The sequence below is a fragment of the Trinickia camelliae genome (genome assembly GCF_053525655.1).
Genome location: NZ_JBCHAA010000020.1, coordinates 35,319 through 52,636 on the forward strand (window position 1 = coordinate 35,319; position 17,318 = coordinate 52,636).

The following is a 17,318-nucleotide window of genomic DNA, read 5'->3' on the forward strand; positions in this document are numbered from 1 at the left end:
GGGGGAATAACCAATGGGGTTGCTGTACGAAAGGCTTTTCGAGAATAAGCGGACTTTGGGTTGTCGCTGTAGCGGTTTCGTGATGGGCGCCTTGGCAAGCGTGATGCTTTCGGCGTGCGCGATCGCGCCCGGGATGCGGATGGCCACACCTGCCACGCTGCCCGTCACGAGCGGAGACAAGGATACGCCGCCGGCCGAGTTGCAGATTCCGGTGGCCGATATCAACGCCGCGTTGATCAGGCAAATGCGCGATGCGCAGGAACAAGCGAACGCCAATCAGATTCAAGGGCTGATCGCCAAGGCAAGCCCCTATACGCTCGGCGCCGGCGACGTCCTGCAAATCACGGTGTGGGACCACCCCGAATTGGTGGCGGCGCTCGGCGCTCAGCCGCAGACGAACAGCCGTCCCTACGATCCCGCGCAAGGGTTCTTGATCGACGACAACGGGGATGTACAGGTGCCTTACGCCGGCAGCATTCATGTTGGCGGCTTGCGCATTGAGCAGGCTCAGCAAAAGATTTCCGCAGCGTTGTCGAACGGGGTCTACAAGGACCCCCAGGTCACGGTGCGTGTCGCGTCGTTCCGCGCGAAGCAGGTCTATGTCGACGGCGAGGTGCATACGCCCGGCGCCGTGCCGATCAACGACGTGCCGATGACGCTCTATGAGGCGGTCAATCGCGCAGGCGGATTCAGTCCGACGGCGGACCAAAGCCGTCTCGTGCTCGTGCGCGACGGCGTGTCCTACAAGCTGAATCTGCCGAGCATGCTCGATCGCAACGTGAGCCCGTCCAGCATCTTGCTGAGAAATGGCGACTTGCTGCGCGTCGTGTCCCGCGACGACAACGGCGTCTATGTGATGGGCGAGGTCAACAAGCCCGTCACGGCAATTCCGATGAAGGACGGCAAGCTCACGCTGAGCGACGCCATTTCGCAAGCGGGGAGTTTGAACACCAGCACGGCCGACGCCGCGCAGGTCTACGTGGTTCGCGGCGCGCTCGGCACGACGCCGCAAGTGTTCCACCTCAACGCACATTCGCCCGTTTCGATGGTGCTCGCGAATCAATTCGAGCTGCAGCCGAAGGACGTTGTGTACGTGGACGGCAACGGTCTCGTTCGGATCAGCCGCGTGCTGAGCTTGTTGCTGCCGGCGATCAACGCGGGTCTGACCGGGGCGGTGCTAACGAAATGATCGACAGCATTCTCGTAGTGTGCGAGGGCAACATCTGCCGCAGCCCGATGGCGCAAGCGTTGTTGGCGCGTCGGCTGCCGGGCGTGCGCGTGATGTCGGCCGGATGGGCCGCGCTTGCCGGACGCCGCGCCGACCCGATCGCCGTGGAATTGATGGCAGAGCGCGAAATCGACATCGGCGGGCATGTCGCCGCGAACTTGAACCTTCATCAAATGCGCGCGGCGCAATTGGTGCTCGCGATGACGCGAGCGCAATGCCAAAGGATCGAAAAGAGCTATCCGTTCGCCAAGGGCAAGGTCTATCGCATCGGCCAGTACGAGCGCATCGACATAGACGACCCGTACCGCAAAGGACGTGAAGCGTTCGAAATCGCCTTGGCGCAGATCGAGCACAGCTTGGCGCGCTGGTTTGAAGCATTGGTCCGACTGACTCACTAATCGCATGGCATCCATCAATCAACCTCGATTCATCGATTCGTCGACCGGCGACGAGATTCACCTGTCCGACTATTTGTCGGTCGTCGTCGAAAGCTGGAAGCTGATCGCCGTCGTGGCGTCGACGGTGCTTCTGCTCGGCATCCTCTACGCGTTTGTCGCGAAGCCCGTTTATCGCGCGGACGCCATGATCCAAGTGGAAGACAACGCCAACTCGACCAAAGACGCGCTAGGCGAATTGGCCTCGATCTTCGACACGAAGCAGACCGCCGACGCCGAAATCGAACTGATCCGCTCAAGGCTCGTCGTGGGGCAGACGGTGCAGACGCTGCACCTCGATATCAGCGCCCAGCCGCGCTATTTCCCGATCATCGGCCCCATGCTGGCGCGTCGCGCCGGCAGCGATACGCTCGCTTCGCCGCTGTTGGGCATGGCGCGCTTTGCGTGGGGCGGGGAACGCATCGAGGTGACGCAGTTCGATGTGCCCAAGGTCAGATACGACGCCAAGTACACGCTGATAGTGCGCGAAGGCGATAGCTTCGATCTGCTCGACCCGGAGGGCAATGTCGTCCTGCATGGAAAGGCAGGCGAAACGGCTCAGGGCGTCGACTCGCAAGGCGCTGCCGTCCGCGTGCTCGTCGCACGCTTGAGAGCGCGGCCCGATACGCAATTCATTCTGAAGCGGGCGTCGACGCTCGCGACGATTTCGGAGCTGCAGGATGCGCTCGTCATTGCGGAAAAGACCAAGCAATCGGGTGTGATCGGCGTTTCGCTCGACGGCGCGGATAGCAAGCGCACGGCGGAGATCATCAACACGATCGCCTCTGCCTATGTTCAGCAGAACATCGATCGCAAGTCGGCGGAAGCCGAGCATACGCTCGCGTTCCTCGATCAGCAGCTGCCGCAGCTGCGCGCCCAGCTCGATCAAGCCGAGGATCGCTATAACGCATTCCGGAACCACAAGGGCACCGTCGACTTGAGCGAGGAAAGCCGCTTGCTGTTGCAGCAGATCGTCGACGGCAAAGCGAAGCAAGTCGAATTGGAGCAGCAGCGGATCGAAATGACGCAACGCTTTGCCGCCACCCACCCGGCGGTGACGGCGCTGAACTCGCAGATCGCCGCATTGCAGGCGCAGCAGGATCAGCTGAATCAGCGCGTATCGGCGTTGCCGGATACCGAGCAATCCGCGCTGCGCTTGTTGCGCGACGTTCGGGTCGACACCGAGCTCTATACGAACCTGCTCGACAGCGCTCAACAGCTGCGCATCGTGAAGGCGGGCGAAGTCGGCAATGTCCGCGTGGTCGACTTCGCGGTTGCCGAAGATACGCCGGTCAGGCCCAAGCGTCCGCTCGTCATCGCGTTGGCGCTTGTCTTGGGCTTGATCGCGGGCACCGCGGCGGCGTTCGTCAAGCGCGCACTCTTCGGTGGAGTCGAGCATAGCGAGGAAATCGAGCAGGCGCTGGGCTTGCCGGTGTACGCGACGGTGCCGCACAGCGAGACGCAAGTGCGCCTCCAGCAGAACGTGCGGCGCGGCAGCGGCGGGCAGCACGTGCTGGCATCGGTGGCGTCGCACGACGTGGCGATCGAAGGGATTCGCAGCTTGCGCACCGCGTTGCAGTTCGGCTTGCTCGATACCGCCAATAACGTGGTCGTGATCACCGGGCCCAAGCCGGAGGTCGGGAAATCGTTCATGTCGGTGAATCTGGCGGCGGTGCTCGCCAGTGGCGGAAAACGCGTCTTGCTGATCGACGGCGACATGCGGCGCGGCGACGTGCACGGCTATTTCGGCTTGACGAGGCAACCGGGTCTTTCGGACGTGATCGCCGGACTCGACAGCGACGCCGCCGTGATGCGCGATGCCTTGCCGGATGTCGACGTGCTGCCGCGCGGCTCGCTGCCGCCCAATCCAGCCGAGCTGCTGATGAGCGAGCGCTTCAAGAAGCTGCTCGACGATTTCTCGAGCCGCTACGACGTCGTGATCGTCGATACGCCGCCTGTCCTGGCCGTGACCGATTCGGCGCTGATCGGCAAGCACGCGGGCGCAACGTTGCTGGTGGTGCGTCACGGCCGCCATCCGATGGCGGAGATCGTGGAAACCAGCACGCGTTTGCGCAATGGCGGCGTGACGCTCAAGGGCGTGCTGTTCACCGACGTGCCGCAAAGGCGTATCGGCTATGGCGCGTACTACTCCGGTTACTACGGCTACGAAAGCGCTTCGGATTAACGGCCTAAAGCCAAAAAGCCCTAAAGCCAACTACGACGAATTGAAGGATCGCGCAGGAACGCGTGCGGCGCATCGACTATGAGGAGCATCAAATCATGAAACGAAAAATCGCCCTGATTACCGGCGTGACCGGTCAGGATGGTTCCTATCTGGCCGAGCTGCTGTTGAACAAGGGCTACGAGGTTCACGGCATCAAACGGCGCGCGTCCTTGTTCAATACGGACCGGATCGATCATCTGTATCAGGACCCTCACGCGTCGGACGGCCGCTTCGTATTGCATCACGGCGACCTGACCGATTCGACGAGCCTCGTGCGGATCATTCAGCGTGTGCAGCCGGACGAGATCTACAATCTCGCGGCGCAAAGCCACGTTGCCGTGTCGTTCGAGGAGCCGGAATATACCGCTAACGCAGACGGCATCGGCGCGCTGCGCATTCTCGAAGCTATTCGGATTCTGGGCCTCGAAAAGAAGACGCGGTTCTATCAGGCTTCGACATCGGAACTCTACGGGCTCGTGCAGGAGACTCCGCAGAAGGAGACGACGCCTTTCTATCCGCGCAGCCCGTATGCCGTGGCGAAGCTCTACGCCTACTGGATCACGGTCAACTACCGCGAGGCATACGGCATCTACGCCTGCAACGGCATTCTGTTCAATCACGAATCGCCGGTGCGAGGCGAGACGTTCGTCACGCGCAAGATCACGCGAGCGATCGCCCGCATTGCGGCGGGCCTGCAAGATTGCCTCTATCTCGGCAACCTCTCCGCCCTGCGCGATTGGGGGCACGCTCGCGACTACGTCGAAATGCAGTGGCTCATGCTGCAACAAGAGCAGCCCGAAGACTTTGTGATCGCAACCGGCGTGCAGTACAGCGTGCGTCAGTTCGTTCAGTACGCGGCCGCGGAGTTGGGCATCACGGTGCGCTTCGAAGGCGAGGGCGTCGACGAGATTGGGATCGTCGAGAGCGTCAGCGGTTCCGAAGCGAAACTGAAGCCTGGCAGCGTAATCGTGCGCGTGGACCCGCGTTACTTCCGGCCGACCGAAGTCGAGACGCTGCTCGGGGACCCGACGCGCGCTCACGAAAAGCTCGGCTGGGCGCCGGTGACGCCGTTCGAGTCTCTCGTCAAGGAAATGGTGCGGGCCGATTACCAGGTTGCCAAGCGCGACGCGCTCGTAACGCTGGCCGGTTTCCAGACCTTCGAATACAACGAGTGAACGCCATGGACAAAAGCGCTCGAATTTTCGTGGCGGGACACCGGGGCATGGCCGGCTCGGCGCTGGTGCGCACGCTTGCCGCGCGCGGCTATGACAACGTCGTGACGCGCGGCCGCGCCGAATTGGATCTGACCCACCAGACCGCCGTGGAAGCGTTCTTCCGCGAAGAGGCAATCGACGTCGTGCTGCTTGCGGCCGCTAAAGTCGGCGGCATTCTTGCCAACGACACCTATCCGGCAGATTTCCTCTACCAGAACCTGGCCATTGAAACCAATGTGATCCAAGCGGCCTATCGGGCGGGCGTCGATAGGCTCGTGTTTCTCGGCTCGTCGTGCATCTATCCGCGCGATTGTCCTCAGCCGATCAAGGAGGACTATCTGCTGACCGGCCCGCTTGAAAGGACGAATGAAGCCTACGCCATTGCCAAGATTGCCGGCATCAAGCTGTGCGAGGCGTTCAACCGTCAACACGGCACGCGCTATGTCTCGCTGATGCCGACGAATCTTTACGGACCGAACGACAACTACGACTTGAAGACGAGTCACGTTCTGCCGGCGCTGCTGCGCAAGGCGCATGAAGCGAAGCAGAGCGGAGCCGGCAGCTTCGAAGTTTGGGGCACCGGGCGTGTCCGCCGCGAATTCCTGCACGTCGATGACATGGCCGATGCCGCGGTGTTCGTGCTCGAGCGCGGTATCGAATCCGGCTTGTTCAACGTTGGTTGCGGAGAGGACGTCACGATCGAGGAGCTGGCGCGCGCGACGATGCGAGCGGTCGGTTTCGACGGCCGCATCGTGTTCGACACCAGCAAGCCGGACGGCACGCCGCAAAAGCGCTTGGACGTCAACAAGCTGGGCGAGCTTGGCTGGCGTGCTCAGATCGGCTTGGAGGAAGGTTTGAGAGCGACCTACCAGGACTTTCTGGGCCGCTTTGAAGAGCCAGTCCTCGAACGGGCCTAGTCACATTCGAAGGCCAAACGCTAATGATTCGACTAGACGAAAGCAGTGCGACTTGGGTCTTCGCGCAGCAGGCGGTGTCGCGCTTGCTGGTGGCGTTCAAGTTCTTTTTGCTCGCGCGCTTGCTGGGTCCGCATTCGATCGGGTTGATCGCGGCTTGCCTGATGGCGCTCTCGATTGCGGAGTCGCTGACCGAAATGGGCATGAGCCATGCCTTGATTCAGCGGCGGGAATTGCTCGATCCAAAGAGCCTCGACGCACTATGGACCGCGACCGCGGTGCGCGGCGTCTTGCTCAGCGCCGTGCTGTTTGCGGCATCTGGGTGGATTGCGAGGCTGATCAATATTCCGGAGGGCACCACCGTCTTGCAGATGGTCGCACTGGTGCCGCTCGCGCGATGCCTGGTGAGCGTGCGGGTCGTGATCGCGCAGCGCGAGCGGCGCTTCCGCACGGTCGGGCTGTTGACGACGACGTTTGTCATGGCCGACTTCGTCATGTCATCCGTGGCTGCGCTCGTGTATCGCGATGTCGTCTGGGTGCTCGCAGCGCTGCCGCTCTCCGAATTCATGAGGGCGGTCGCGTCCCACATCGTGCTGAAGACGAGGCCGCGCCTGAACTTCGACACGAAACCGCTTGGCGAAATCATGGAATTTGGCCGATGGGTATGGGCAAGCAGCTTGCTCACCGTGATCGTCAATCAACTGGACCGCATCATCACCGTCAAGGTATTCGGCGTGCAGACACTCGGGCTTTACCAGACCGCGAGCCGTCTTGCGCAATTCGGCGTGGCCGACTTCGGCATCGCGCTGAGTCAATACCTGTTTCCGAATTTTTCGGAGATCGCGCGCCGCGATAAAGGCCGCGCCGTGAGTCATGCGCTGGCCTTGTTCAGTCACCTGGGCACGATCGCGCTGGTCGTCGCGACGTTTCTTGCCGTTGCCGCGCGCGACATCATCCGGCTCGCGCTTGGCGCGCAATGGGACGGCGCCGTGCCGTTCTTTCGCGTGTTCGTCTTTCTCATGGCGGCCGGCGTGCTGGTCGGATTGCTGACCGCGTACTTGCGCGGCACCGGCAAGCCAAGCCGCGTGACGCGCGCAACCGTCGTGCAATTGGCGGTGCTGCTCGCGATGTCGGCGGCTCTGGTGCCGTGGCTGGGTGCGATCGGCGTGGCGATCGCCGCGGCGGTCTCGGTGTTTTCGTGCGCTGTCTTGATGCTTTGGGACGTGATGGCGGATGCGCGCGGACAAGTGCGGCACCTGCTGCCGATCGCCACGCTGGGCTTGCCCGTGACGGCGATGATCGTCGTGCTTGACCAGCTGCTGTCATCCATCCCTTACCACGCAATCGGTCTCGGGCTGGTCAGCGCCGCTGCGCTCATCTTGCCGCTGCAGCGATTGCGGGCGGGTTTTTCGTTAACGGCTTGAGGAACGATACCGTGCGTATTTTGCATGTTGTCCTGACGCCTCGACATTCGGGAGCCGAAGTGCTTGCGGCCGCGCTGGCTCAGGCGCACGCGGCGAGCCGCTTTGGCGCCACGGGGGTGCTTGGGGTGAATCCCTGCGAGGAACGCTTCGAGCCGGTCTGGGCGGAGCTCAAGGAACAGGGCGTCTGGTGCGAGGCGCCGGCGAGGAAACTCGGGCGCTTAGGGCGGGTTCGCTACATGTTGTCGGCGCTGCGCGCCTTTCAACCCGATGTGGTCGTCGCGCATTCCGTCATTCCGGCGGCTTATGCGCGCCTTGCCACACGATTGACCGCAGCGGTGCCGGTGGTGACCGTGCTGCACGCGGCCACCAACGACGATTACGCGGGAACGCTTCTAAGGTGGAGCGAGCGTGTGCTCGGGCCGTTGGCGGCCGCCGTCGTCACCGTGACCGAGACGGCGGCGAGCAACTATCGCGTGCGATGTGGACAGCCGCGCAGGCTCATGACCATTCCGAACGGCACCGATCTCGACCGCTATGCCTTCGATGCCAAGGCGCGAAGCCGGCTGCGTTCGGAGCTTGGCGTAAGCGACAACACGCAGGTCGTGCTTCAGGTAGGGAGGCTTACGCCGGTGAAGAATCAGGCGGCCAGCGTTTTGGCGCTGAAGGAGGCCGTTCGTGCAGGCCGGCCGATGGAGCTTTGGCTGGCGGGGTTGACCGAAGACGCGGCTTACGAAGCACAGGTCAGGCAGTTGGTTGCCGATCACGAGCTGCAAGGACGAGTCCTGTTTCTCGGCAGCCGCACCGATGTCGCCTCGCTGCTGTCCGCCGCCGACGTGTACGTCATGCCGTCGGAGCGTGAAGCGCACAGCGTGGCGATGATCGAAGCACTGGCGAGCGGTGTGCCGATCGTGGCGTCGGCTATTCCCGTCTTCGAGTTCGCCCGGCGCTTCGAAGGCTTCTCGATGATCGATCCGGACAATCACGCGGCGTTTGCACAGGCGATCGATCGCGCTAGCGCCACCGGTTACGCGCGCTACGAGCGCGATTTGTTTTCGTATTCGATGACTCATGTCGCCAATCGATACGCCGCGTTGTTTCGTGAAGTGACTTCGCCGACGCTAATCGATGCCCACGCTAGAGAGAGGGTGATGTGACGAGGCTACTCATTGTCGAACCCGAAGCGACGGGACATCGAATGGTGCTGTACGTGCGCCTGATCGCCGAAGAGGCGTTGAGTCGCGGCTGGCACGTGACGCTGATGACGACGGAGTCCGCGCGTCAGCATGCCGCGTATTGTGCGGTGAAATCCGCGCTGGGCGATCAGCTGAACGTTGTAACGATGCCTGAGCGCGTGCAGGGCACGGGCAGCGGGAAGCTCAAGTTCCTTTTCGGGCAGCGCGCTTATCTGCGTGCGTTCGAACAGGGCTACCTCGAATTTAAAAAGGCAGCGACGGCCGATTTCATCTACGTTCCCTACCTCAACTACATCGACAAGATCGCCGGACTGTCGGGGTCACCGTTCGGTGGCACGTCTTTCGGCGGCATGATTCTTAGCGCGAAGTTTCATCATCACGAGTGCGGCATCGCCGGGCCGAGCGGCAAGCAGGACGTCCTGAGCAGAATGCTGTTCCAGCGCTTGCTTCGTCTGCGAACGCTTTCGCTCGCGACGACGATCGACGAACCGCTTCCGCAGTATGTCGAGCAGAGGATGCCAGCCCTCGCGCAGAAAGTCCGATACGTACCCGATGCGTCGTCCATTCATCGGCCGTCCGGGCGTCGCGAAGGGAGGCAGGCGTTGGGTCTGGACGACGATCACTTCGTCGTTGCCGCATACGGCTCCCTTAGTCCCAGGAAAGGTCTTTCGCGTTTGATGAGCCTATTTTCCGCCTCGGACCTTCCGAAGCATTTTCGGCTCGTGCTGGCGGGCTTGCAGGATTCCGGCGCGGCGCGGATCGTTCAGCAGTTCATGCAGACAGCGGGCGAGCGGCGCGCTCAGGTGATCGTCCTCGACCGGTTTTGCTCCGAGATCGAGGAAGGGCAGGTATTCGCGGCGGCGGACGTCATGTGGATCTGCTACGAAAACTTCAGCGGAATGAGCGGTGTGCTGATTCAGTCCGCGCAGGCCGGGCTGCCCGTCATCACCGCCAACTACGGCCTGATCGAGCATTACCGGGCGAATCGATCGCTCGGTTTGCGCTGGGACGATATTGCCCATGCAGGGGCTCCGGCGCCTCGTTTCGACTGGGAGAAACTGGAGGCTCTCGTGCGCGCCATGCGAGGTTCGGCGAGTCTAGCGGCATTCGCGGCGGAACACAGTCCGGATCAATTCGGGCGCAACGTGATCAATGAAATTGCGGAAGCATGTATTCGAGAGGGGGTACTCCGTGAATTTGCGTAGCCCCGAGATTCGCACGCGGTATTCGCTCCCTTCCGCGGGCCGAGAGCAGAGCGGAAAGCGGCGCCTTCGAGTCGCCATCGTGTATCACTTCTTCCCGCACTACCGAAAGGGTGTGTTCGATGCGATCCATCATCTCGATGTCGATCTGACCTATTTCGCCGATCCCGTCGAACGCTATCAAGGGATCCCTTCGTTGCACTTCGGCGCCGATCGGGATTTCCGGCCGGCCTCTGTCAGTGCGCTCAAAAGCGTGTCGTTTCAATGGCGCGCGGTGACCGCGGCATTGTCACCGGAATTCGATGTGCTGGTGCTGCTGGCTAATCCGAACTTTCTGACCACGTGGCTCGCGGCTCTGGCCGGGCGCGTGACCGGGAAGCGCGTGCTGTTCTGGGGGCACGGGTTCCTGTCTGCGAAGCGTTCGATCAAGAACTACGTCAGGAAGCTCTTCTTCTCGCTTGCGCACGGGCAGTATCTGTACGGGTACCGCGCCAAATGCATTGCGCAGGAGTTCGGCTTTCGTTCCGAGAATCTGTACGTCGGATTCAACAGCTTGGACTATCAACTGCAGCTGATGGCGCGTCGTCAGTTGCTGGGCAATTGGAAATCGCGCGAACCGACGGAGGAGGTCAGGCTGCTCGGCGTGTCCCGCTTGACGGATCGATGCGAATACGACCTTTTGTTGAACGCTCTTTCGCTCGCTGAACGCAGGTCGGGACGCAAGTTCAATCTCACGCTTATCGGCAGCGGGCCGGCGGAAAAGAAGTTGAGAGAGTTGGCGGTAGCACTCGAGCTGAAGGTCACGTTCGTCGGCGAGCTCTACGACGAAAACGCCGTCGCGCAGCATATCTTCGAAGCGGATGCGGTGGTGTCGCCGGGGAAGGTCGGCTTGACGGCGATGCACGCGCTGATGTTCGGTACGCCGGTCATTACCCATTCCGATATGGATCGCCAGATGCCGGAGGTTGAGGCGATCGTGCATGGCATATCCGGGCTGATGTTCGAGTACGGCGACTTGCAAGGACTTGCCGAGTGTCTGATATCCGTTCCGGACGTGTTTCCGGAACGGGACGCAGCGCGTGAGCAATGCTTCAGAGTCGTGGACGAAATCTACAATCCGCGCAAGCAATGCGAAGTGCTTGCCGATGCGATCCATGGAAATCCCGCGCGCAAAGGCGACGACATGCATTGCCTCTACGGGCCCGCGTATGACTGACATGCTACGTGGACTGTTTCGCGCCACTCGAAGAATGCTGTGGCGCAGGCTGATGCGGCTCAATCGCGTGCATTCGACGGTGCTGTTCGGCGGCTACGGCGATATCAGCCGTGATTTCCGCGCGGATGAATACGTCTATGTGGGACCGGGCTGCCGCATCAATCCGGGTGTGAGCGTCGGGCGCTATTCGATGCTGGGGCCGGACGTGCAAATCATCGGCAACGATCACGTCTTCGATCGTCCCGGCGTGCCGATCATCTTTAGCGGAAGGCCGGCGTTTCGCCAGACGGAGATCGGCAAAGACGTGTGGATCGGCGCGGGCGCAACCATTCTTTGCGGAACGACGATCGGCGACGGCGCGGTCGTCGCCGCGGGGGCGGTGGTCACTCGCGACGTCGAGCCGTTCACGGTCGTGGCGGGGGTTCCGGCGCGCGTCATTAAAAAACGCTTCGAGAGCTTGCAAGACGAGTTGACTCACACGGGGATGCTGGAAGCGCCGGCGTCGTCCGGCGCGTATTGCACGCCTGTATCGGCCACGCAAGAGGTTTGACGGATGATTCTGCAAGGTGTGGATTCAAAGACCGCGCCGTCGTTTTCGCTGGGAAATCGACTGGCGCGTGTGGTTTGGGGCGTGGCTTATGTGCTGCTGTTCCTGCCTTCGCCGCGTATTTGTCACGGATGGCGCCGAGGCATCTTGCGGCTGTTCGGCGCCAAGGTGGGCGCCGGCGCGCATGTCTATCCGCGCGTGAAAATCTGGGCGCCGTGGAATGTATCGGTAGGCGCTTTGGCGGGGGTGGCCGACGGCGTCACGCTTTATTCGATGGGAAGAATTTCGTTGGGTGAGCGTTGCGTCATTTCACAAGGATCGCATCTGTGCGCCGGGAGTCACGACTTCAATGACCCGTTGTTTCAATTGATCGCCGGACCGATCACCGTCGGCCGGGACGTTTGGGTTTGCGCTGAAGCGTTCGTCTGCCCCGGCGCGGAGATCGCCGACGGTGCCGTAGTGGGAGCCAGATCCGTGGTCACACGCAGCCTTCTCGATCCGTGGACAGTCTATGCCGGCATGCCGGCCAAGAAAATTGCCAACCGTTCCAGGCCGGGGGAAACACGATGAGCCGCTTCTCAGTGCTCGTTTTGACGAAGGACGAAGAGAAAGATCTTCCGGGGTGCCTCGAGAGCGTCATCGAGTGGTGCGATGACATCCACGTCTATGACTCGCTCAGTACGGATCGCACCGTTGAGATTGCCAACCGGCTCGGAGCGAAGGTCACCTCGAGGAAGTTCGACAATTGGGCCGCTCACCAGAATTGGGGGCTGGCGAACATCACGTTCAAGCACGACTGGGTGCTTTACATCGATGCGGACGAACGCGTGACGCCTGAATTGGCTCGCGCGGCGCTCGAGATCGTGGAGCGATCCACCGATTGCGTTGCGTTCGAAGTCCGGCGCCGCGATTTCTTCAACGATCGCTGGCTCAAGCACGTCCAGGTCTCACCTTATTACGTGCGCTTATTCAAGCCGGCCTACATTCGATACGAACGGGTCGTCAATCCGGTTACGGTTGTCAACGGCCAGACGGGCCGGCTTGAGGCATTCCTCGATCATCATCCATTCAGCAAGGGCATCTCGCACTGGCTCGCGCGGCACAATTCGTATAGCTCGCTTGAAGCGGAGCAGTTTGCGATCAATGCGGAAAAGGGTGAGAAGTTCAAGCTGTCTCAAGCATTGCTGGCGAAGGACTTTCAGGTGCGCCGGTACCACCAAAAGGGCATTTTCTATAAGCTGCCTTTCCGCCCGCTCGTCAAATTTCTGTTGCTCTACGTAGTCAGGCAAGGGTTCCTGGACGGAAGGCCGGGCTTCGTCTATGCGGTTTTGCAGTCGGTGTACGAGTATTTCATTGTGTTGAAAGTGAGAGAGCGAACCAGGGCATCGAAGGTGTGACCATTTCTTTATTCGATACCAGAGGTTACTTTTCTCACGGCGCAACGCAATGAAGATACTGATTTATGGGCTCAACTACGCCCCCGAACTGACCGGCATCGGGAAATACAGCGCCGAGATGGCGGAGTCGCTTTCAGCGTGCGGCCACGAAGTGCGGATGGTTTGCGCGCCCCCTTACTATCCGGCCTGGCGAATTGGCGAGGGATATTCGGCATGGCGCTATCGAAGCGAGAAGCGTGGGGCGGTGCGCGTGCTGCGCACACCCGTCTGGGTCCCCCGTCAGCCCAAGGGGCTCAAGCGCATCTTGCATCTTGCGAGTTTCGCCGCTTCGAGCCTTCCGATTGTGCTGACGCAAGCGTTCTGGCGGCCGGACGTCGTCATTGCCGTCGCTCCGAGCTTGCTGAGCGCACCGGCTGCCTGGCTCATGGGCCGGCTGGTTCGGGCTCGCACCTGGCTCCATATACAGGACTATGAAGTCGACGCCGCGTTCGACCTTGGCATGCTGAAAGGGCAACGCTTGAGGTCGGTTGCCCTGAGCTTGGAAAAGTCGCTGATGCGCAGATTCGATGTCGTGTCGACGATCTCGGGAAAGATGATCGAACATGGACGGAGAAAAGGTGTCGATCCGAAAAGGTTGTATGAGCTGCCCAATTGGGTCGACGTCGACGCCATTTTTCCGCTCGATCGGCCGAGCCGATACCGGGAGGCGCTGAACATACCCGAGGGCTCCATCGTCGTTCTTTATTCAGGGAACATGGGGCAAAAGCAGGGCATCGAAGTGCTGGCACAAGCGGCGCAGTCGCTCGCGTCGCGGGAGGACATCCACTTTGTGTTTTGCGGGGAGGGTCCTTCACAAGCGAGCCTTGTGTTGCAATGCAGGGATCTTCCAAATTGCCATTTTTTATCGCTGCAACCGCTCGAACATCTGAACGATCTGTTGAACCTGGCGGATATTCATGTGCTTCCTCAGCGGGCCGATGCCGCCGACCTCGTGATGCCTTCGAAGCTCACTGGAATGCTTGCGAGCGGCCGGTCGATTGTCGCGATGGCTCGGCCGGGAACGGAGCTGTTTGACGTGGTGTCGCCGAGAGGGGTGGTGGTGGAGCCGGAGGATGTGGGGGCGTTGGTTGGAGCGATTGAGCGGCTGGTGGACTGCGTGTCGGATCGAACTCGGCTTGGCGCTGCTGCGCGTGAATATGCTGAAGCCGCGTTGGCGCGCGGGACGGTGATGCAGAGGCTGGACGGCAAGGTGCGGATGCTATGCCGCGTGGGCTCCTTTGACGCAGTGCAGGAGCTTCCGCAGCCGAACGTTGGACAGGCTGCGAAACAAGACAATGCGCCGGTGTCCTCGGCGACATCCGATTGAGGCCCTCATGCATCGAAGGATTTTTGATGTCACTTTTGCGCTGGGTCTGATTTGCTGGACATCGCATGCCAGTTCTCAAGTGGCTCACTCTGACCGGCCCAAATCCGCAGCATCCGAGGAATCAGACGCCACGGTTTTGATGCCCATGCGCTTTGGCGCACGGGGAGATGGATCGAGCGACGACACGGCGGCGCTGAACTCGACGTACGCAGCGGCACGCGAGAAGCACGAAAACGTATTTCTTCGTGGCCGGCTATACAACGTCAGCGGACAAATCGACGCTCGCGGTGTCTCAACTATCGGGGAAGGCGCGACGCTTGTCTTTAGGCTAAACAGCGCAAGAAGCCCAAATGCATTTGTATGGGGTGGCTCCGACACGGTTGTCACCGGCGTGAGGTTCGATCTATCGAACAGCGGTGCAGCGACTATGCAGGGGATCTTGGATCCGGTCGACGACGCGGCCGATCAGCGCTTCTATCAAAATCGCATCGTGTGCCATACAACCGATCAGTCGAGCGTCAAATCGAATATCTACGGCTTGTGGATAACCGGAAGTGGCTTGAGCGGGTTGGATGTAGAGGACAACCAGTTCGACACCTGCACGTACGGTGTCCAGGTGAACATTCAAAACGGCATGCAGCAAGATGTCCGGACGAATCCCCTAGGTAAGCCATCTGCGAACATCCACATTTCGAACAACACCTTTACTGACGCGACGTTGGGTGTCAACACACCTCACATAGAAGTGTCCGACGTTGTGATCGAAGGCAATGTGATTGCTCCTCGGAAGCTCCGGCTCGATCTTCCCCTCAATGTTGCGCACGTCACACGTCTTGCGATTATCGGTAACACGGTAACGTCGAACGCTTCGAGCGCCAATGGCACGTTGCACGTTGAAGACGCGAGCGGAGCAGTAACCATTACTGGAAACGTTGTAGTCGCGCAGGGCAAGAACAATGGTATCCAGGTCGGCGTCGATCCCAGTGTTAGTCACGACTTGCCGCCGACGAATCGCGTCACGATCACGGGAAATCACGTAACTGGACCGGGAGCGGACATTGTGGACTCGGTCGGCATACTCTTGCCGGATAAAAATACGATCGACACCACGGTATCGGGAAACTACATCGCAGATTTCGCGCAATGCGTCACGGCTTCGGGTCAGTCAAACATAAGCGGCAATACGCTGGTTCGTTGCCCTACACCCGTGAAAAGCCCAAAGAGCCAGGTTTTTACAAACATGGTCAAAGAATAGGCGCGGCAGTCTTTGGAGCTACGCGGCTAGCCGGTAGCTGCGCCAATTCGGCTTTGCGCCGATGAACAAGTGCGGGTACGGAAGCCATCACCAGAACGTACGTCATTCCTGAACCTGCTATTGGCTGTGAGACTAGCGCCGTCATCATTAGAGGAAAGCAGAGGATCGCTTGAGGATTGTTGATCTTGGCTCCCGGCCGATACCCGGAGAGCAGGGCAAACTGAATCAGGAATCCGACTACGCCGATTGCCGCGATCGCAGCGATCAAACAAATGCTATCACCGCTCTCCTTTTCGCTGAACAGACCGGTGCCTAGCGGATCGCTTAATATCGCGGCGGCACCTCGACTCATGGCATCCGATCTGTCTGTAACAGATGTTCCGTGGGTGTCAAGTTTATCTGCGAGGCCAACCGCAGGAGTAAACACAAGAGCGAGGCAAGCGACGATACCGAACACTCCCAGCGAAGCGATCCGCAAAATACTCAATCGCCGCCTTGCGACATAAACTAGGCCACCGGTAATCGGCAACAGAACTAAGCCGAGCGTCGAGAGCGTCGACAATGCTCCCGCGACGAGGCCCAGCGTGACGAACAAGGAACGACGCGTGAACCGCTCGTAAGCGAAGCAGAAAATCGAAACGGCCTGGTAAATACCCGCTTCGCGAAAGAAGTTCGAATAACGGTTTAGCTGCAAACTTCCAGATGTGTAGACACTGTAGAGCATCGAAAACGGGAAATAGACGGCGCCAGTCGTCGAACTATCGCCGGCGATTGCTGCACTGTCGTAGCCTTTTACCGTGACCGGGAACAGGTATAAATGATCCAGACCGACGATGCCGGAAAGGACGAGTGTCACGACACTTGACCAGCCGAGCAGTGCCACGACAGTCGTGAAAATCCGGAAAAAAGCATTGTTCGTCTTGTCCTCCATAAGAAAGATCGCGTAGCAGAAAACCACGACCAAACTCGAGAAGAAGTCCTTGGCCAGCAATACATCATCGGCGCGCTGTGTCAGACTAAGTGGAACCTCATATAGCCAGTAGATCGTGACGAGACATGCCACGAACATGATGTCTTTGCGGCTACTCGATGAAACAACGCGCGCGCCTCGACCGAGTATCAGGAGATAGGCTGTTACCAGCACGAGACTCAAAACCATGGCAACGGAAACGTATTGTTGGCCAAGCGCCGCGGGGCGAAGCAGGAATGTATTGAGAACTAGTGCCGCGCTAAAGATCCATCGAAGAGAAGATTTTTTCATGCTGCTGAGGTGATCCACGCGAGAGGATATAGAGCAATTAGGCAATCTTGAGCGTACATGACCGCAGAGATGACAGCGCGGTAATGGATTGGAGTAATCCGCCAATCTATTGCGTGTATCCGCCACCGGCGCAAGGTACACACCATAGATGCGGTGCCTATTCGTATATTGCTCTAATAAGTGGCGGAATGCCGCTATAAGGAATCTACGTTTTTTCAAAAATACCTCAACAGGCCACGCTCTCCCCCGAAGCCTTCCTAACGGTAATCACCTCCACCCCTCTGATAGCGATCGACCTGATCATCGAGAACAACGAGGGTCGCTACCTTCTCGGCCGTCGCGTCAACCGGTCTGCTCAGGGCTTCTGGTTCGTTCCCGGGGGACGCATTCGAAAAAACGAGCCCATAGACGACGCCTTTCGGCGCATTGCGCACGACGAACTC

Annotated in this window: 15 protein-coding genes and 1 pseudogene; 15 read left to right on the forward strand and 1 reads right to left on the reverse strand. The window is 60.1% G+C overall.

The window, feature by feature from the left end; all coding sequences use genetic code 11:
• Positions 1-82 precede the first annotated feature (82 nt).
• The 14 genes from AAHK20_RS27930 to AAHK20_RS27995 all read left to right on the forward strand — a co-directional run bounded on the left by AAHK20_RS27930 (position 83) and on the right by AAHK20_RS27995 (position 15,614).
• Positions 83-1,189 (forward strand): polysaccharide biosynthesis/export family protein, encoded by a 1,107-nt coding sequence (locus AAHK20_RS27930; protein WP_461859104.1) that lies wholly within the window; start codon positions 83-85, stop codon positions 1,187-1,189.
• The gene (locus AAHK20_RS27935) at positions 1,186-1,626 is read left to right on the forward strand and encodes a low molecular weight protein-tyrosine-phosphatase (RefSeq protein WP_449184733.1); all 441 of its coding nucleotides are present in this window, start codon (positions 1,186-1,188) and stop codon (positions 1,624-1,626) included. The genes AAHK20_RS27930 and AAHK20_RS27935 overlap by 4 nt, the downstream gene beginning before the upstream one ends.
• A 4-nt stretch (positions 1,627-1,630) precedes the next feature.
• Positions 1,631-3,847, forward strand: coding sequence for a polysaccharide biosynthesis tyrosine autokinase (locus tag AAHK20_RS27940; RefSeq protein WP_449184734.1), 2,217 nt, complete (start codon positions 1,631-1,633; stop codon positions 3,845-3,847).
• 95 nt (positions 3,848-3,942) lie between these two features.
• Positions 3,943-5,061, forward strand: a complete 1,119-nt coding sequence (gene gmd, locus AAHK20_RS27945; protein WP_449184735.1) for a GDP-mannose 4,6-dehydratase — start codon at positions 3,943-3,945, stop codon at positions 5,059-5,061.
• Positions 5,062-5,066: 5 nt separating this feature from the next.
• The gene (locus tag AAHK20_RS27950) at positions 5,067-6,017 is read left to right on the forward strand and encodes a GDP-L-fucose synthase family protein (protein WP_449184736.1); all 951 of its coding nucleotides are present in this window, start codon (positions 5,067-5,069) and stop codon (positions 6,015-6,017) included.
• Between the two features lie 23 nt (positions 6,018-6,040).
• Positions 6,041-7,438: an oligosaccharide flippase family protein gene (locus tag AAHK20_RS27955; protein ID WP_449184737.1), complete on the forward strand. Its 1,398-nt coding sequence runs from the start codon at positions 6,041-6,043 to the stop codon at positions 7,436-7,438.
• An 11-nt stretch (positions 7,439-7,449) separates the two neighbouring features.
• The gene (locus tag AAHK20_RS27960) at positions 7,450-8,592 is read left to right on the forward strand and encodes a glycosyltransferase family 4 protein (RefSeq protein ID WP_449184738.1); all 1,143 of its coding nucleotides are present in this window, start codon (positions 7,450-7,452) and stop codon (positions 8,590-8,592) included.
• Positions 8,589-9,836: a glycosyltransferase gene (locus AAHK20_RS27965; RefSeq protein ID WP_449184739.1), complete on the forward strand. Its 1,248-nt coding sequence runs from the start codon at positions 8,589-8,591 to the stop codon at positions 9,834-9,836. Before AAHK20_RS27960 ends, AAHK20_RS27965 begins: the two co-directional genes overlap by 4 nt.
• A 79-nt stretch (positions 9,837-9,915) precedes the next feature.
• Positions 9,916-11,049 (forward strand): glycosyltransferase, encoded by a 1,134-nt coding sequence (locus tag AAHK20_RS27970; RefSeq protein WP_449184740.1) that lies wholly within the window; start codon positions 9,916-9,918, stop codon positions 11,047-11,049.
• Positions 11,042-11,599 carry an acyltransferase gene (locus AAHK20_RS27975; RefSeq protein WP_449184741.1) on the forward strand — a complete coding sequence of 186 codons (558 nt, stop codon included), beginning with the start codon at positions 11,042-11,044 and terminating at the stop codon, positions 11,597-11,599. Before AAHK20_RS27970 ends, AAHK20_RS27975 begins: the two co-directional genes overlap by 8 nt.
• A 3-nt stretch (positions 11,600-11,602) precedes the next feature.
• Positions 11,603-12,166, forward strand: coding sequence for an LbetaH domain-containing protein (locus AAHK20_RS27980; RefSeq protein ID WP_449184742.1), 564 nt, complete (start codon positions 11,603-11,605; stop codon positions 12,164-12,166).
• Between the two features lie 11 nt (positions 12,167-12,177).
• A complete protein-coding gene (locus tag AAHK20_RS27985) occupies positions 12,178-12,993 on the forward strand; it encodes a glycosyltransferase family 2 protein (RefSeq protein ID WP_449184842.1) in 816 nt (271 codons plus the stop codon).
• A gap of 49 nt (positions 12,994-13,042) precedes the next feature.
• Positions 13,043-14,359 carry a glycosyltransferase WbuB gene (locus AAHK20_RS27990; RefSeq protein ID WP_449184743.1) on the forward strand — a complete coding sequence of 439 codons (1,317 nt, stop codon included), beginning with the start codon at positions 13,043-13,045 and terminating at the stop codon, positions 14,357-14,359.
• Positions 14,360-14,366: 7 nt separating this feature from the next.
• Positions 14,367-15,614 (forward strand): right-handed parallel beta-helix repeat-containing protein, encoded by a 1,248-nt coding sequence (locus AAHK20_RS27995; protein ID WP_449184744.1) that lies wholly within the window; start codon positions 14,367-14,369, stop codon positions 15,612-15,614.
• Here AAHK20_RS27995 and AAHK20_RS28000 read toward each other — a convergent pair.
• Complete coding sequence (locus tag AAHK20_RS28000) at positions 15,604-16,875, reverse strand: hypothetical protein (protein WP_449184745.1); 1,272 nt, start codon at positions 16,873-16,875, stop codon at positions 15,604-15,606. The two genes, AAHK20_RS27995 and AAHK20_RS28000, sit on opposite strands and share 11 nt — an antisense overlap.
• A gap of 221 nt (positions 16,876-17,096) precedes the next feature.
• On the opposite strand from AAHK20_RS28000, the pseudogene AAHK20_RS28005 reads away from it, so the two are divergent.
• Positions 17,097-17,318 (forward strand): annotated as a pseudogene (locus AAHK20_RS28005) (NUDIX domain-containing protein); the annotation flags it as partial.

Bases quoted from the DNA above. Each gene is read 5' to 3' on its own strand.
- AAHK20_RS27950 (WP_449184736.1), top strand. From the start codon at position 5,067: ATGGACAAAAGCGCTCGAATTTTCGTGGCGGGACACCGGGGCATGGCC.
- AAHK20_RS28000 (WP_449184745.1), bottom strand. From the start codon at position 16,875: ATGAAAAAATCTTCTCTTCGATGGATCTTTAGCGCGGCACTAGTTCTC.
- AAHK20_RS27980 (WP_449184742.1), top strand. From the start codon at position 11,603: ATGATTCTGCAAGGTGTGGATTCAAAGACCGCGCCGTCGTTTTCGCTG.
- AAHK20_RS27930 (WP_461859104.1), top strand. From the start codon at position 83: ATGGGCGCCTTGGCAAGCGTGATGCTTTCGGCGTGCGCGATCGCGCCC.
- AAHK20_RS27955 (WP_449184737.1), top strand. From the start codon at position 6,041: ATGATTCGACTAGACGAAAGCAGTGCGACTTGGGTCTTCGCGCAGCAG.
- AAHK20_RS27975 (WP_449184741.1), top strand. From the start codon at position 11,042: ATGACTGACATGCTACGTGGACTGTTTCGCGCCACTCGAAGAATGCTG.
- AAHK20_RS27990 (WP_449184743.1), top strand. From the start codon at position 13,043: ATGAAGATACTGATTTATGGGCTCAACTACGCCCCCGAACTGACCGGC.
- AAHK20_RS27995 (WP_449184744.1), top strand. From the start codon at position 14,367: ATGCATCGAAGGATTTTTGATGTCACTTTTGCGCTGGGTCTGATTTGC.
- gmd (WP_449184735.1), top strand. From the start codon at position 3,943: ATGAAACGAAAAATCGCCCTGATTACCGGCGTGACCGGTCAGGATGGT.
- AAHK20_RS27935 (WP_449184733.1), top strand. From the start codon at position 1,186: ATGATCGACAGCATTCTCGTAGTGTGCGAGGGCAACATCTGCCGCAGC.
- AAHK20_RS27940 (WP_449184734.1), top strand. From the start codon at position 1,631: ATGGCATCCATCAATCAACCTCGATTCATCGATTCGTCGACCGGCGAC.